Annotated in this window: 13 protein-coding genes; 5 read left to right on the top strand and 8 right to left on the bottom strand. The window is 58.8% G+C overall.

Annotated elements, in window-relative coordinates; all coding sequences use genetic code 11:
• Positions 1–351: 351 nt before the first annotated feature.
• Complete coding sequence (gene murQ / locus GSQ82_RS19070; protein ID WP_158793890.1) at positions 352–1,320, top strand: N-acetylmuramic acid 6-phosphate etherase; 969 nt, start codon at positions 352–354, stop codon at positions 1,318–1,320.
• A gap of 279 nt (positions 1,321–1,599) precedes the next feature.
• Here murQ and GSQ82_RS19065 read toward each other — a convergent pair whose 3' ends face one another.
• A complete protein-coding gene (locus GSQ82_RS19065) occupies positions 1,600–2,799 on the bottom strand; it encodes a hypothetical protein (protein ID WP_158793889.1) in 1,200 nt (399 codons plus the stop codon).
• A 605-nt stretch (positions 2,800–3,404) separates the two neighbouring features.
• Here GSQ82_RS19065 and murA point away from each other — a divergent pair.
• On the top strand, positions 3,405–4,685 hold the full coding sequence (gene murA, locus GSQ82_RS19060) for a UDP-N-acetylglucosamine 1-carboxyvinyltransferase (protein WP_158793888.1): 1,281 nt from the start codon (positions 3,405–3,407) through the stop codon (positions 4,683–4,685).
• A gap of 24 nt (positions 4,686–4,709) precedes the next feature.
• Here the strand turns inward: murA and GSQ82_RS19055 are convergent, their stop codons facing one another.
• On the bottom strand, positions 4,710–5,255 hold the full coding sequence (locus GSQ82_RS19055) for a YdcF family protein (RefSeq protein ID WP_254061779.1): 546 nt from the start codon (positions 5,253–5,255) through the stop codon (positions 4,710–4,712).
• A 294-nt stretch (positions 5,256–5,549) separates the two neighbouring features.
• A complete protein-coding gene (locus GSQ82_RS19050; protein ID WP_158793886.1) occupies positions 5,550–6,194 on the bottom strand; it encodes an L-threonylcarbamoyladenylate synthase in 645 nt (214 codons plus the stop codon).
• Between the two features lie 188 nt (positions 6,195–6,382).
• Here GSQ82_RS19050 and GSQ82_RS19045 point away from each other — a divergent pair, with 188 nt between their 5' ends.
• From GSQ82_RS19045 to GSQ82_RS19035, 3 genes are all read left to right on the top strand, one after another.
• Entirely contained in the window at positions 6,383–7,147 is a 765-nt protein-coding gene (locus GSQ82_RS19045) for an RNA methyltransferase (RefSeq protein WP_254061778.1), read from the top strand.
• Positions 7,144–8,493 (top strand): replication-associated recombination protein A, encoded by a 1,350-nt coding sequence (locus GSQ82_RS19040; protein ID WP_158793885.1) that lies wholly within the window; start codon positions 7,144–7,146, stop codon positions 8,491–8,493. The genes GSQ82_RS19045 and GSQ82_RS19040 overlap by 4 nt, the downstream gene beginning before the upstream one ends.
• Before the next feature lie 241 nt (positions 8,494–8,734).
• Positions 8,735–9,085 carry a nuclear transport factor 2 family protein gene (locus GSQ82_RS19035; protein ID WP_158793884.1) on the top strand — a complete coding sequence of 117 codons (351 nt, stop codon included), beginning with the start codon at positions 8,735–8,737 and terminating at the stop codon, positions 9,083–9,085.
• 459 nt (positions 9,086–9,544) lie between these two features.
• Here GSQ82_RS19035 and GSQ82_RS19030 read toward each other — a convergent pair whose 3' ends face one another.
• From GSQ82_RS19030 to prfB, 5 genes are all read right to left on the bottom strand, one after another.
• Positions 9,545–11,662, bottom strand: a complete 2,118-nt coding sequence (locus GSQ82_RS19030; protein WP_158793883.1) for a protein-disulfide reductase DsbD — start codon at positions 11,660–11,662, stop codon at positions 9,545–9,547.
• 38 nt (positions 11,663–11,700) lie between these two features.
• Positions 11,701–12,120 (bottom strand): CoA-binding protein, encoded by a 420-nt coding sequence (locus GSQ82_RS19025; protein ID WP_158793882.1) that lies wholly within the window; start codon positions 12,118–12,120, stop codon positions 11,701–11,703.
• Between the two features lie 30 nt (positions 12,121–12,150).
• Positions 12,151–12,675, bottom strand: coding sequence for a DinB family protein (locus GSQ82_RS19020; protein WP_158793881.1), 525 nt, complete (start codon positions 12,673–12,675; stop codon positions 12,151–12,153).
• A 50-nt stretch (positions 12,676–12,725) separates the two neighbouring features.
• On the bottom strand, positions 12,726–13,475 hold the full coding sequence (locus tag GSQ82_RS19015) for a class I SAM-dependent methyltransferase (RefSeq protein WP_158793880.1): 750 nt from the start codon (positions 13,473–13,475) through the stop codon (positions 12,726–12,728).
• A gap of 107 nt (positions 13,476–13,582) precedes the next feature.
• Positions 13,583–14,717 (bottom strand): peptide chain release factor 2 gene (gene prfB / locus GSQ82_RS19010; protein WP_158793879.1). Its coding sequence is split into 2 segments (ribosomal slippage): positions 13,583–14,647 and positions 14,649–14,717, totalling 1,134 coding nucleotides; the frame shifts between segments, so codons are not numbered across the junction.

Raw genomic sequence — 14,717 nt, 5'->3', positions numbered from 1 at the left:
TGGAGCAAGCTGTTCCACAGGCGATCCATCGCCTGCCAAGTGGCCTCGCAACCAACGCAACCAGCATCGGAAAACCCAATTTACATAGGCTGCATCTTACATATCACAGGTTGAGATGGGCATTCGACCGCAAATGTATGAGACTTCTCTCTCCCACCCCCCAAACTCCCCAAAACCAATCGAATGCGGCAACACCCTCCTCCTCAGCCCGTTTGGCCTTGGAAGTGCTCTATGGAGTTGTTGTACTTCGAGGAGACGACCCTTCATGATAACCCGTTTGGGTCAAACCTTTCTTGACGCACGTAACCGGCTTAGGACTAGAATTGCCGCAACAGGACTGTAGGAAACTTTATGGCTACTCTGACCATGCTTGAACAGGCCCCGACGCCAAAACCCGTAAACCGTGGCGCAGCAGACTTCAAAGATCTCACCACGGAGACCGCGAACATCGCCTCAGAGGGACTCGACACCAAGTCCGCCCTCGAGATCGCCCGCATCATCAACCACGAGGACTCCAAGGTCGCAGCAGCTGTCAAAAAAGCGCTGCCCGAGATAGCCGTCGTCATCGATACCGTTGCTCGCTCCCTCCGCGACGGTGGCCGGCTTATCTACGTCGGGGCCGGCTCCAGCGGTCGCATCGCCTCGCTCGATGCCTCGGAGTGCCCACCAACCTACTCCACCGCTCCCGCACAAGTCCAGTACATAATGGCAGGCGGACCAAAAGCCCTCGCCTCCGCCTCCGACGTCAACGAGGACTCCCCCGAGATCGGCCAGCGCGACATCGCCCGCCGCCGCCCCACCCGTAAAGACATTGTCATCGGCATCTCCGCCAGCGGACGAACCCCCTACGTCGTCGGAGCCGTCGAGTACGCCCGCGCCCGCGGAGCCAAGACCGCCGCCATCACCTGCAACCTCAACACCCCCCTCTCCGACGTCGCCGACACCACCGTCGTCGCTGAGGTCGGCCCCGAGGTCATCTCCGGCTCCACCCGCATGAAGTCCGCATCCGCCCAGAAGATGATCCTCAACATGATCACCACCGGCGCCATGACCCGGCTCGGCTACGTCTACGACAACCTCATGGTCAACGTGCACATGAAGAACGCGAAGCTCGTAGAGCGCGGCATCCGCGTGCTGATGAAGGTCTGCGAGATCGACCGCGACACCGCCATCCGCACCATCAAATCCGCCGGCAAGTCCATCCCCATCGCCGTCGTCATGCTCAAGGCCAACGTCGACAAGATGGAAGCAGTCCGCCGCCTCACCAAATCCGACGGCAACGTCCGCCTCGCCATCGACGACTCCCGCCTCGAACTCTAACCCATACCGTCTTCGCACTGAGGCCGCCCGTTGGTTGCCGAGAAGACTCTCGATTGCGACCAGCGGGAGCACCAACCGAAGGGGTACACAAGTCACGAAGTGACTGCCCCCGCGCGCAGTGGGACCGTCGTCAGACCAGCCTTCGAATTATCGATACGGACTGGCGCTAAGGCCTTGCTTTTGAGATAGCCCAAGGCTTTAGCCTTGGGTCTCTCAGCCTCGCCAACAATGGGGCTTTAGCCCCTGAGATATTCCTTCCTCTCGAGGCGCGACGAAACACTATCGCCCGGGAGGCACATCCAATGCAGGCGCAGGCCCTCCATGATGCCGGACATACTTGTAGAGTCCCAGGTACCCCGACCGCGCCGGGAATCCCCCATAAAACGGCAGCGTCCAGCACAGGCTATACACCAGCAGCCCCACAACCGCCAAAACGCCTCCGGCAGGAATAAAGTCCCCCAACACCACACGCTCTTCGGTCTCCCGCGCAAACATCACCAGCAACAACGCGCTGAACAAATGGATGTAGATCCACCGCCCCCAGTCGATCGCCCCATAGAACAGCGGCAGCGTCAGGCAGAAACTCACCACCACCGCCAGCCCAATCACCCATGCTGCTCGTCGCTCCCCACCCCAGCCACGCAATAAAAGCACCAGCGGCAGAAACCCCAACACCGCTCCTGTGCCATAGAGCAATCCATAGTGATACCGCCGCGCCGTCCGCACCACCTTTCCGTGCTCGGAGTCCAGGGAAGCCCCAATCGACGCGATTCCGCCCGCACAGAGATCGTTCGTCCTCGCATGCGTCATATCCACGACGCTCGTGCAGATCACATCCCGCTGTTCCACCGTCCCCGGATGTTGCACCACAAACAGAAATGTCCCCGCACCCACCACCACCGGCAGCACAGCCAGCCGGACAAACTGCTTCACGTCCTTCGTCGCCATTAGGAACGGCGCAAGCAGATAAGGAACAAACAGAAACATCGCCTCGTGACAAAGCAGCATCGCGACGATCCCCGCGGTCAGCGCCACGCTGACCACAAATAGCCTCACGCCCGCGCGAATCATCATCATCGTCGCGCACATCAGCGCAAAGAGAAGAATCTCTTTCCTGTAGCCGCCGGGAGGATTCAGCACGGTAAAAGCCAGCGTGGCCGGGGAGAGCCAGAGCGCCATCGACCACAGCCGCCACGGATATCTCCCGGCCGCTCTCCACATAAACCCCCACACCACCAGGTACAGACAGAGCTGCACACCGAGCGTCACATACACCGGCGACAGCTTCGCACCTGCCAGCAAAAGCACAAGCTCGCCAAACAACCCGCGCCGCACAAAACCGCCCGCGTAGTTGATCAGCCAGTCGCCCAGGGCAAACTCGCTCTTGATGCGAGCGTTTTGGATGCCGTACACCAGCATGACAAAGATGACGACGACAAGGTACATCCGTGCGATCAGCCCAGCAGAGATTCTGCGCATAAAGTTCATCATGTCCCTGAAGACGATTGGTGTAGATAGTATCTGAACCGGAAAAACAGAGGGAGCGCCAATCTCGGCAGACCCTCAGCCAAAGATTAGCATCGCCCACCCACTTACGGCACAGAAAGCACACGAGATCGCCTCACTCGGTTCTCCATCGAATCCTTCCGGCAGACAGTTCTCGAAGCGTCACCTTCAGCCATGCTAACTACCATCGTCGTTCAGCTTCCCACCAGCAAAAAACACTCCGTTGAATCATCTCGTCGCGAACGTCACCTCTGAACTCGCCCCAGACTCTGTCAACCCCCACCCACACGAAAACCCGCGCCAATCCTCAACAATCACGTTGCGTACGAGTTACACCCCACCACCTATAATTGAATTAGAAGAAAAATAAAGCTCCTCCATAAGCCCCAAAACCACTATCTCCTTTAGAAACAAATTTTTACCCGTAACCCGTCTGCAATGAATATTTTGCAGCCTGTGGAAATCGTAAGTCGCTCAAAAGGGGAACTTTACCTACACCCACCCCCAGGGGGTACCCCCTCAAAGCAGGAACCACAGCCGCCACCCATTTCCACGCCGATTCTCCGTAAACTGAAACGATGGACAAGTTCGTTGTACGCGGCGGTAATCCCCTTCTCGGCACCATCAAGGTCTCAGGAGCCAAGAACTCCGCCCTCCCCTGCATGGCCGCCGCCATCCTCACCGAAGACGAGGTCATCCTCGAAAACATCCCCCAGGTCCGTGACATTGAGACCGAGCGCAAGCTCCTCACCAGCATGGGCGCCGAGGTCGAACTAGGCTACGGACGCGCCCAGCACCGCACCCACATCAAGTGCGCCATCCTCTCCGATCCCGTCGCCAAGTACGAGATCGTCAAGACCATGCGCGCCAGCTCCCTCGTCCTCGGGCCACTCATCGCCCGCACCGGCATCGCCCGCGTCGCCATGCCCGGAGGATGCGCCATCGGCGGCCGCCCCATCGACCTCCACATCAAGGGACTCGAGGCCATGGGTGCCACCATCGTCTACGACCACGGATACCTCGAAGCCAGGACCGACCGCCTCAAAGGCGCACATATCGTCTTCGACAAAATCACCGTCACCGGCACCGAAGACCTCCTCATGGCCGCCACCCTCGCCGAAGGAGAATCCCTCTTTGAAAACTGCGCTCGCGAGCCCGAGGTCACCGATCTCGCGGCCCTCCTCACCGCGATGGGCGCGAAGATCGAAGGCGCAGGAACCGGAACCATCCGCGTCCAGGGCGTAAGCAAGCTCCACGGCGCACGGCACCGCATCAACCCCGACCGCATCGAGGCCGGAACCTTCCTGATCGCCGGAGCCATCACTGGCGGCGACCTCAACGTGGACTGCTGCGAGCCTAAACACCTCGGCGCCCTCATCTCCAAGCTCGAGCAGTGCGGGGTCAAGATCGACGTCGGTACCGATCACGTCCGCGTCCGCTCCGGCGGCGAGCTCAAGGCCTCCGACATCACCACCGAAGAGTACCCCGGCTTCCCCACCGATATGCAGGCCCAGTACATGGCCCTGGCCACCCAGGCCGAGGGCACAAGCACTGTCACCGAAAACATCTTCGAAAATCGCTTCATGCACGTGCAGGAGCTCATCCGCATGGGCGCGAACATCACCATCTCCGGCCGCACCGCAACTGTCCGCGGCAAAACCCCATTGCAATCCGCCGCGGTCATGTGCTCGGACCTTCGCGCCTCAGCCTCGCTCGTACTCGCCGCTCTCGTCGCCGACGGAGAGACCATCCTCGATCGCGTCTACCACCTCGATCGCGGCTACGAACACTTCGAGGAGAAGCTGCGCGGAGTCGGCGCGCAGATCCGCCGCATGGGAGACGTCTTCGGCAAGAAGTAACCCGCGAACCTGAGCATCACAGCCTCAGAACTCCGGTTTGCCTTCCAGCCAACTGCGCAGCCAGCCCATATTCAGGTTGAGCCGAAGCGCGGTGTAACTGAGGATCTCGTGGAAGTAGCGCATCGCGAGGTCGTAGTTGCTGATGTGACCAAGCGCGGGACGAGGCGACGTGTAGACATCCAATCCCGCATCCTCGCACAACTCCCGAATGCGGAAGAGATGGGTTCCATCCGACACGACCACAATGTGATGGAAGTCGTTTTCATGGGCAATCGCAGCGAGGCGATGAACTTGCTGCTCCGTATCGATCGAACGTGTCTCAGCGATGATGTTCCCGAACGGAACACCGTTAGCAAGGAGATAGTCACGGCCTACACCGCCTTCTGTGTTGCCTGAATCCCTGTCGCTGCCTCCGCCGAGAGTGATGATGACAGGCGCGATCTGCTTGCGGTAGAGCTCGACCGCGTGATCCAGACGAGCATGAAGAACGGGCGACGGATGGCCAGAGTACTCGGCGGCACCGAAGACTGCGATTGCATCTGCCGGCTGAGCATCATCCTGATTAGCCACAGAGTTGATCTGCTGACAGACCCACACGCTCCAGAAAGTTGCGACCAACAGGAATAGCCCAAGCACGCGGCGCAGGAAGAGGCCTCGAGTCGTGCGTCGGCCACGCAAGTTGGATGAAGAGACGATCATGAATGTAGCAACTTAGGCAGAAGTGCCAGTGTAAGCGTTAGGCGGCATCAGTCAAAGGTAAAAGCGAGTTGCATAGACTCTACTCTGCGCTATGGACGATATCACTTCGTGAGTGATCATGGCTTCCAGGAAGAGTAGACCTTAGGTCTGCCTCACACATTCCACCTAATGCTGCAGTGCAAGAGCGATCTCGTGCGTAGGAATAGCTCCTTCGCGTAGGATCATCCAGGAGTTGCCGCCGCCGGAGAGATCGACGATAGTTGTCGCTGTTGCGCGAGCAGTAGGACCGCCGTCGACGATGAGGGGGATCTGGTCGCCAAACTGATCGCGGACGCCGTGAGCGTACGTACACTCGGGAAGCCCAGAGAGATTGGCTGAGGTTGCTGTGATGGGAAGACCAAGACGCGCCACAACCGCTCGCGGAATGGCTGCTTCGGGCACGCGGAGAGCAAGGTTGCCGGTGTTAGCGGTCACGCGCAGGGGTAGCTTCGAGCCAGCCTTGACGACGATGGTGAGGGGGCCGGGCCAGAACTTTTCGGCGAGGCGATCGAAGGCAGAATCGAGCTGGCGGGCGAGCTCATAGGCTTGAGCGACCTCGGCGATCAAAAGAGAGAGCGGCTTGTGGCGAGCACGAGTCTTCAGCTCGTAGATTCGATCTACAGCGCGAAGATTCACTGGATCCACGGCGAGGCCATAGAAGGTATCGGTTGGGAGAGCGACCACGCTGCCGGAGTTTAAGCTGGCGACGACGCGGTCGACGAGCTCTGACTCTGGCTCATCGGGATGAATACGGAGAATTTCAGCCGTCAAATCTGGCTCCTGTGCCGGTTGCTGGGTTCATCTGGGTGGCAAATGCGGGGTCTATAAAATGCCCTCGCAGCTTAGCATACTGCCTTCTCCATCTCAATGACAGCGCAGGGAGTGACGGCGGGATCGGCGTAAGATTTCTGAAGATGATTATTCCGGAGATAGTGGTTTCAAGCAGGGCAAACGCAAGAGTGAAACAGCTGCGAGCGGCGTTTCAGGGCCATGCGCGACTGAGCGGAGGTTTGGTCGCGATTGAGGGAGATCATCTGCTGCAGGAAGCACTCCGCAGCGGGATGGTGCTGAAGACGATCTTTGTAAGTGAGCGCCGGGAGGTGCCTAGAATCGTGCCTCGTGGAGTGGAGGTGCTGCGGCTCAGTGATGATGTCTTTGGAAGTGTCGTGGAGACGCAGTCGCCGCAAGGAGTAGCGGCGCTTCTGGTGCCTCCGGTGCGTGTTCTGGAAGATGTAATGGGTCCGGGTCTTCCGCTGGTCCTGGTTGCGGTTGGCTTGCAGGATCCAGGGAATATGGGGACGTTGGTGAGGTCGGCTGAAGCGTTCGGAGCGACGGGGATTCTGACTACGCCAGGGACGGTGAGCGCATGGAATCAGAAGGCGCTGCGAGCGAGTGTAGGAAGCGTGTTTCGCATGCCCGTGGTCGCCGCGGATGCATCTGAGATGGAAGCGTTGAAGCAGCGAGGGCTTAAGTTGTTCGCCGCTGTCGGGGCTCAGGATGCTGGCGTGGTTTCGGCGCAGGAGACTGAATTTACCGGCCCCTGTGCGTTGATCATCGGAAATGAAGGAAGCGGGATTGCAGCGGAGTGGATGGATATGTGCGATGCGCATGTGACGATTCCCTGCCCTGGGCCAGTCGAAAGTTTGAATGCCGCGGTGGCTGGATCGTTGCTGCTCTATGAGGCTTCTCGGCAGAGGGCCACCCGCGAGAAGGAGTCGCGATGAGTTTATTTGATACTTCGCCTATGAGCACACCAGCGTCTGGTAGTGGACGACAGACGCCACTGGCTGAGAGGATGCGGCCGCGGACGCTTGAAGAGTATGTGGGGCAGGAACATCTCCTTGGTATAGGCAAGCCGCTGCGGCTGGCGATTGCAGGCGACGATCCGACGTCGATGATCTTCTGGGGACCTCCGGGAACGGGAAAGACAACGCTGGCAAAGATCATCGCTCGCATGACGCAGGCCAGCTTTATAGAGTTTTCGGCTGTGCTCTCAGGAATCAAAGAGATCAAGAACGTGATGGTGGAGGCGGAGAAGGCAGCGAGCTTCGGTTCGAGGACGATCCTGTTTGTAGACGAGATTCACCGATTCAACAAGGCTCAACAGGATGCATTTCTGCCCTATGTCGAGCGAGGAACGATCCGGCTGATCGGTGCGACGACGGAGAATCCTTCCTTCGAGATCAATGCGGCGCTGCTGTCGCGATGCAGGGTCTATACGCTCGTAGCGCTGACTGAAGATCAGGTCGTTGGGTTGCTGAGGCGGGCACTTGCGGATACGGAGCGAGGGCTGGGAGCCACAGGGGTCGAAGCAGACGATGAAGCTCTGGCTACGATCGCTTCCTATGCGAGCGGCGACGCGCGAAACGCCCTGAATGCGCTGGATGTGGCGGCGAAGCTGGCGGAGGGCCGCGGACAAAAGCTGATTACCAAGCCGCTGGCGGCAGAGGCGATGCAACGGCGTGTGCTGCTGTATGACAAGAAGGGCGAGCAGCACTACGACATTATCTCGGCCTTGCATAAGAGCGTGAGGAATTCCGATCCGGACGCGGCGATGTATTGGCTGGGGCGGATGCTTGAGGCGGGCGAAGATCCGATGTACTGTGCGCGGCGGATTGTGCGCATGGCGGTGGAGGACATTGGACTGGCCGCTCCCGAGGCTCTGAATCTTTGCCTTAGCGCGCGGGATGCGATGCACTTTCTTGGGCATCCGGAGGGGGAGTTGGCGCTGGCGCAGGCGGTGGTTTATCTGGCGCTGGCTCCGAAGTCGAATGCGGTTTATACGGCGTATGGTGCGGTGAAGGCCGATATTGAAGCGACTGCGGCTGAGCCGGTGCCGCTGCATCTGCGGAACGCTCCGACGAAGCTGATGAAGTCGCTCGACTACGGCAAGGAGTACCAGTACGCGCATGATGTGGAGGGGCGCGTGGCGGATATGGAGTGTCTGCCGGCGGGGTTGACGGGGCGGCGATACTACAAGCCGACGAACGAGGGGCGGGAGAAGCTGCTGGCGCAGAGGATGGATGAGATTGCGCGGATCAAGCAGGGTAAGAGGTCGCAGACGGAGTAAACCGCATGGGTGCTCACTCCCCCTAATGTTGCGCAAAGTCTTCTATCGATGAGGCTTAGCTTTGGACTTGGGCCGAGACTTGAGGCTAAAGTATTGATTCTTATAGACGAATAGCCGCAAAGTATTCATTGCGTGAGACTTAGGGTTGCCCATCTACGTAGAGTGATAAGCCAGACTCTCTCTGAGAGAGTCCCTTTGGCCACACGCTTCAGATGAGATCCTATGCGAGCGAGGAGAAGTCATGTCACGAGAACAGAAAGTCGCTGTGGTCGAGGCCTATTTGGATTGCTTTGCAACAAAGGACTTGTCCAAGGTGTCTTTTGCGGAAGACGTAACATTTGAAGGGCCACGCATGCCGAAGTTGACGGGTCGTGCAACCATACTCGGATTCCTTACGCAAATTCTCCCCGTGGTCAGGGGTATTCAGTTAAAGCAGCACATCGTCGAGGGAGATTATGTTGCAACCATCTTCGACATGGAGACTGCTCATGGAGTGGATCACGTCTTTGATCGCATTCACATCGTAGATGGACAGATTAAGGCGATACATGCGTTCTATTACCCAGCGCAACCGCCTGAGTGTCAAACCTAGTCAACGAACTCTGCTGTCAAAACCCAGTCATCGAAATCTGGAAAGCGCCAAGCGTTCTATACAGGGTGGAAGATCAGAGTCACGAGTGCTTTAAAAGATCGCGTGGGTTTTGCAGGGCTTTATGCCCTCTACTTTTAATTATATGGAGTTCGCTATAACTAATGCGCAAACCGCTAACTGCGTGTAAATCATTTATTTAATCATACTTAGCCTACAGGTTTGGGGATTTGGTACTTGACAAGATTTTTTATGGCTCACTAGTTGGGCTATCTGGCTTGAGGCAAAGGCAGAAGCAGATCCCTACGGGATGACAAACAAAGGGACAGGCAACGACAAGAACAAGAGCGACGGCAAGAGCAACCGCAGATTCCTGCGGGATGACAAACAAAAAGACAGAACAGACAAAGGACAGAAGACAAAAAGGACAGAACGAAGCAGGGCTGGAGTGTGGCGATACGCCTAGGGATTGATGTCCTTTTCCAGGGCGGTTAGGACGATGCCCTTGGTGAGGAGTTCGGGAAGGACGTCGGCAGAGGAGTTCTTGGCTGCGGGATAGATGACGTAGGTCGGCACTCCGCTGCGGTTGATGGAGGCAAGCTGTTTCGTTATCTCAGGATCGTACTGGGTCCAGTCGGCGCGAAGGAGTGTGACTTTGTTCATGCTGAACTGGTGCTGAACGTCTGCAGATTTGAGGACGGCTCGCTCGTTGACCTGGCAGCTAAGGCACCAGGCGGCGGTGAAATCGATGAAGACGGGATGACCAGCGGCGCGGGCGGAGTCTAGAGCCTGCTGGGAGTACGGCGTCCAGACGAGGGTGTTGTCTTTCGGCTGGTAGAGGGGGATGGCTAGTCCAAGGGCTGCGATGAGGATTGCGGCGGTGGTGCTTGTCCAACGAGCAGGCCACTTGCCGAGCACCCATCCGGCTACGGCGAGAGCGAGGAAGCAGCCGAGCAGCAGGGCGATTCGGTAGATTCCCTGGCCTCCACCGGTTACCCCTGCGAAGAGTGAGCCGTAGACGTAGGTGAGCCAGATGACCGTGGCGAAGAAGATGACCGCCGTAATCTGCTTGAAGATCTCCATCCACGCGCCGGGCCGGGGGAGGATACGGGTCCACGCGGGCTGGAAGCTGAGGAGGAGATAGGGCGTGGCGAGGCCGAGGCCGAGTGCGGTGAAGACGGCGAAGGTGATTCCCGCAGGCTGGGCGAGGGCGAAGCCGATGGCAGCTCCCATAAGCGGCGCGGTGCAGGGCGTGGCGACGACGGTAGCGAGAACGCCGGTGAAGAAGCTGCCGGTGTAGCCCTGCTTCTGCGCGAGTTCGCCACCTACGCTGGTGAGGGAGAGTCCGATGTCGAAGAGGCCGGCGAGCGAGAGTGCGAAGAAGAAGATGCCGGCGGCAAGAAGAGTGAGGAAGGTCGGAGACTGAAGCTGGAAGCCCCATCCGGCCTGGCTGCCCTCTGCGCGGAGAATGAGCAGGACGGCCACGATGACCCAGAACGATACGAGGATGCCAAGGGTGTAGACGAGACCGTGACTGCGAAGACGGCTGCGTTCTTCTCCGGACGACTGAACGAGGGCAAGGCCTTTGAGGAAGAGGACGGGAAAGACGCAGGGCATCAGGTTGAGGATGATGCCGCCGACGAAGGCAAGGCCGATGGCGGTGAGGGTGGTGACGTTGCTGGTCTGGGCAGCGCCGGGTGCGGTGGTGCCGGCGGCGGGAGCGATCTCGCCGGGGACGACGGGCGAGGTGACGTCGTAGGCTACGGTGTCGGAGAGTTTGATCAGGCCGTGAAGTTGCGTGGGAAGGGTCTTGAGGTCTTCGGAACGGGGCACGCGGAGACGGACGCCGTCTGGGAGGGCCTCGATCTTCTGTTCTGCGGCGTTGGCGATCTGATCCTGGTCGAAGGGATAGAACTCGGCGTCGGTCTCGCGCGTGCCGGTGGTGAGGGTGAGAACGAAGTTCTGCTTGCCGCCTGTGACGGTTAGCTTCGCGTCAGCGGGGAGGGGCTTGGGGATGAGGGTGAGGGCTTCGCCGAGGGCTCCGACGGGTTGAGCTGGGGCAGTTGCTCCGGCGGCGGCGGTTAGATTGAGGCCGAGGTGAGCCTTACCGGGAATGCAGACCTCGCGGCAGACCAGCCACCTCACCTGAGCGTCGAGATGAATGGGGCCGGGCTTGACGGAGCTTGCGGCGGTGAGTTGAACAGGAAAGGCTACGGAGTCTTCGTAGCCGAAGTCCATGAGCGGGCCAAGGGGGAGGCGGCTTGGGATGGGAAACTGCATCGGAGCGGCGGTGACGCCGTCGGGGAGGGTCCAGGTGATGTGGGGTGGTTCGCCAGAGTCTCCGGCGTTGATCCAGTAGACGTGCCAGTGCTCCTCGAGTGTGAGGACGAGACCTACCTGCAGCGTGCCTCCCGGGGCAATGCTGGGGGCGAGCGAGACCAGTTCGGCGGTGAGATGCTGGGCCTTGACGGGACCGGGACCGCCGTCGCCGACTACCTGAAGCTGCGCGCTCGCAGACGGAAGAAAGCAGGAGGCACAGGCGAGAAGCAGCAGCGTGTAAGTTCGACCGAAGATATTCATTCAAACTCGATTGTAGGGCTTTTCAGGGGTAAATTTTGTCAGGTCCTTGTCATGCGGTGCTCGACCATGATGCAGCGGTCCATAACCACATGGATACCAGCAGCTTCGGCGCGTGCGGCGGCTTCGAGATTCACGATGCCCTGCTGGATCCAGAGATTTGAAAGACCGAGCTGAATCATCTCGTCGACGATGGCAGGAATGAACTTCGGAAGACGGAAGACGTTGACGATATCGGGTTTGACGGGCAGATCGGCGAGTGATGCGTAGGACTTCTCGCCGAGGACTTCAGAGAGGGATGGATTGACGGGATAGATTTTATAGCCGTGCTGCTGCATGTAGGCCGAGACATAGTGGCTTGGTTTATGCGGGTCTTCCGACAAGCCTATGACGGCGATCGTCCGTGTATTTTCCTTGTTGGTAGTGCTCAGCATGTCACGGATTGTCTGGGGATCGTTCATCTTTTCTCGCTTCCCTGCTGCCTCCACAGTTTACTTGTGCCAAGCTCCGAGGAGGCGCCGAAGGATGATTAGCTCGCCCAGGTGGTACGCGTTGTGATCGGCGACAAGAAGCGCTTCACGGAGGAGGTTCTGGCCGTCGCCCCAGCGAAATGGTTTGTAGAGGTCGGACTTTGGGTTCTCGATGAGAGCGATAAAGTTTTTGAGATCGCTGTGAAAGGCTGCGATGGATTCATCCCATGAATGAGGAGAGGGCGGTTCGGGGGATTTGGGCCAGTAGGCGTCGGGCCACTGGATGGAGTGGTAGCCGCCGGTTGGTGGGGCGGAGAAGTTGAGGATGTCGCGCTGGGTGATGCGGAGATGCTCGAGGAGCTGCCACGCAGAGTAAGGAAGGTTAGGCGGCACGGTGCTGCGAAGGTCGGTGGGGAAATTTTTGATGGCGTCGTCGAAGGTCGCGTGGGCCTGGCCTCCGTAGAGGAGCGCGATGAGCTGCTTGCGTAGAGGTTCCTGTACGTCTTCTGTGGGCTTGGATTTTTCAGCTGCTTTGGTTGTCGCCATCGGCGGTTTGCCCTCCATATAGGAGATTGGATGCAGGATAAATTTGGGAGTTACATTGGTTTGCGAGCGACGATGACGGTGAGCGGAGGAAACGTGGTAAGAAAGCTGCCGCGCTTCTTCTCGACGATGAGGCCGGAGCTGGCAAACTCTTTGGCGTATTCGCCAGTTCGTTTGTAGTCGGAGATGAGAGCGATGCCTCCCGGTTTGAGGACGCGGACTATCTGGCCGAGTGCTTTGCGGCGGGTCGGGCTGTCGTAGATGTTGTGGATGCAAAGATTGGAGAGGATTACGTCAAAGGTGGCGTCGGGGAAGGACATATCCTGCGCGGGCTGACTGATGAGCGTGCAGAGTTCGGAGATGCCTTCGAGGTCGAGGTTGTGCTGGGTGGCAGCGGCGGAGTTTCCGCCCATATCGACGTTCGACCAGACATCGATACCGGTGGCGTGGCCAGTTCCCTTCAAGGATGCAAGACGCTTTGCTGCTCCGGCCAGAAGCAGGCCACGACCGCAGCCGACATCCAGTACGTCTTCGTCACCTCGCCAACTGTGGAGGCTCAGCATAAAGTCGCGATGACGGAACTTACCGAACTTCACATAGAGGAGAAAGAGAAAGCCTTCGCCGATGAGAAAGCCTGCAGGCCAGTAGAACGATTGCGAAAGAATAGAGACCGGACCCAGTTTGATGATGCCGGGCGCGAAGATTGCGATAAGGAGACAGAGCGCTCCGAAGATGAAGAGGTTGCGCATGACGGCGGGAGCATCGACGCCGTAGTCGGGTTTCGTTTTGGATGATGTGGCCAAAGGATCCTCCGAAGTATCGCTTATGCAGTGCAAAGCTTTGCTGCCAAGTATCCCCGACCTTACGATCCGCTAACAGTGCCCCTTGTCATTCTTCCGAATGACAGATGTCATGCAATATCATCCCCTTCTGCAATCTCGGCTGGAAAGCTGCCTTCCCGGCGCATACGCAGGTAGCCGCGAATGAACGGCTCCAGATCTCCGTCGAGAACCTTGTCTACATCGCCCACTTCGACGCGGGTGCGAAGATCCTTCGCCATGCGGTAGGGCTGGAGGACGTAGCTGCGGATCTGTGAGCCGAACTTGATGTCGAGCTTGGAGTCTTCGAGCTTGCGGGCAGTGGCCTTTTTCTTGTCGAGCTCGTACTCGTATAGCTTGGAGCGCATCATCTTCATGGCGCGCTCTTTGTTTTTGTGCTGGGAGCGCTCGTTCTGGCAGCCGGTGACGAGGCCGGTGGGGATGTGGGTGATGCGAACGGCGGAGTCGGTGGTGTTGACGTGCTGGCCGCCCTTGCCACCGGAGCGGTAGGTGTCGATGCGGAGATCTTCGACCTTGATGTCGATGACGATGGTGTCGTCGATCTCGGGTGAGACGAAGACGCTGGCGAAGCTGGTGTGGCGGCGTTTGGCGGAGTCGAAGGGCGAGATGCGGACGAGGCGATGGACGCCGGTTTCGCCACTGAGAAGACCGAAGGCAAAGTCGCCGGTGATGGTGAAGGTCGCGGATTTGATACCGGCCTCGTCGCCGTCCTGTACTTCGTTGATCTCGACCTTGAAGTTCTGGCGCTCGCCCCAGCGTATGTACATGCGCATGAGCATCTCAGCCCAGTCCTGCGACTCGGTGCCGCCTGCGCCGGGGTGTACGGTGACGATGGCGTTGAGTGGGTCGGTCTCGCCGGAGAGCATGGTCTTGGATTCGAGTTTTTCTGAGAAGTCGACGAGAGCTGGAATCTCCCGAACGAGGTCGGGCTCGGTGTTCTCACCTTCCTTGGCCAGTTCGAAGTAGGCTTCGATATCGTCAGAGCGACGAGCCAGCTCTGCGTCATCCGCGAGAAGGGTTTCCAGGCGTTTGCGCTCCCGCATAAGCGGCTGCGAGCGCGAAGCATCGGCCCACACGGTAGGATCGGCTATTTTTTCCTCGATGACGGCTAGTTCTCGGCGGAGTCGAGCCGAGTCAAAGATACTCCCGCAGATCGCGAACTCTGTCGCGAACCGGGGAGTAGGTGTATTCAAGATCGCTAAGCAT

Source organism: Granulicella sp. L60 (assembly GCF_009765825.1).
Lineage (GTDB): Bacteria > Acidobacteriota > Terriglobia > Terriglobales > Acidobacteriaceae > Edaphobacter.
The sequence above is the reverse complement of the archived record's forward strand: the minus strand, read 5'-3'. Positions and strand labels throughout refer to the sequence as shown.

Bases quoted from the DNA above. Each gene is read 5' to 3' on its own strand.
- GSQ82_RS19030 (WP_158793883.1), bottom strand. From the start codon at position 11,662: ATGAATATCTTCGGTCGAACTTACACGCTGCTGCTTCTCGCCTGTGCC.
- GSQ82_RS19025 (WP_158793882.1), bottom strand. From the start codon at position 12,120: ATGAACGATCCCCAGACAATCCGTGACATGCTGAGCACTACCAACAAG.
- GSQ82_RS19040 (WP_158793885.1), top strand. From the start codon at position 7,144: ATGAGTTTATTTGATACTTCGCCTATGAGCACACCAGCGTCTGGTAGT.
- murA (WP_158793888.1), top strand. From the start codon at position 3,405: ATGGACAAGTTCGTTGTACGCGGCGGTAATCCCCTTCTCGGCACCATC.
- murQ (WP_158793890.1), top strand. From the start codon at position 352: ATGGCTACTCTGACCATGCTTGAACAGGCCCCGACGCCAAAACCCGTA.
- GSQ82_RS19020 (WP_158793881.1), bottom strand. From the start codon at position 12,675: ATGGCGACAACCAAAGCAGCTGAAAAATCCAAGCCCACAGAAGACGTA.
- GSQ82_RS19065 (WP_158793889.1), bottom strand. From the start codon at position 2,799: ATGCGCAGAATCTCTGCTGGGCTGATCGCACGGATGTACCTTGTCGTC.
- GSQ82_RS19035 (WP_158793884.1), top strand. From the start codon at position 8,735: ATGTCACGAGAACAGAAAGTCGCTGTGGTCGAGGCCTATTTGGATTGC.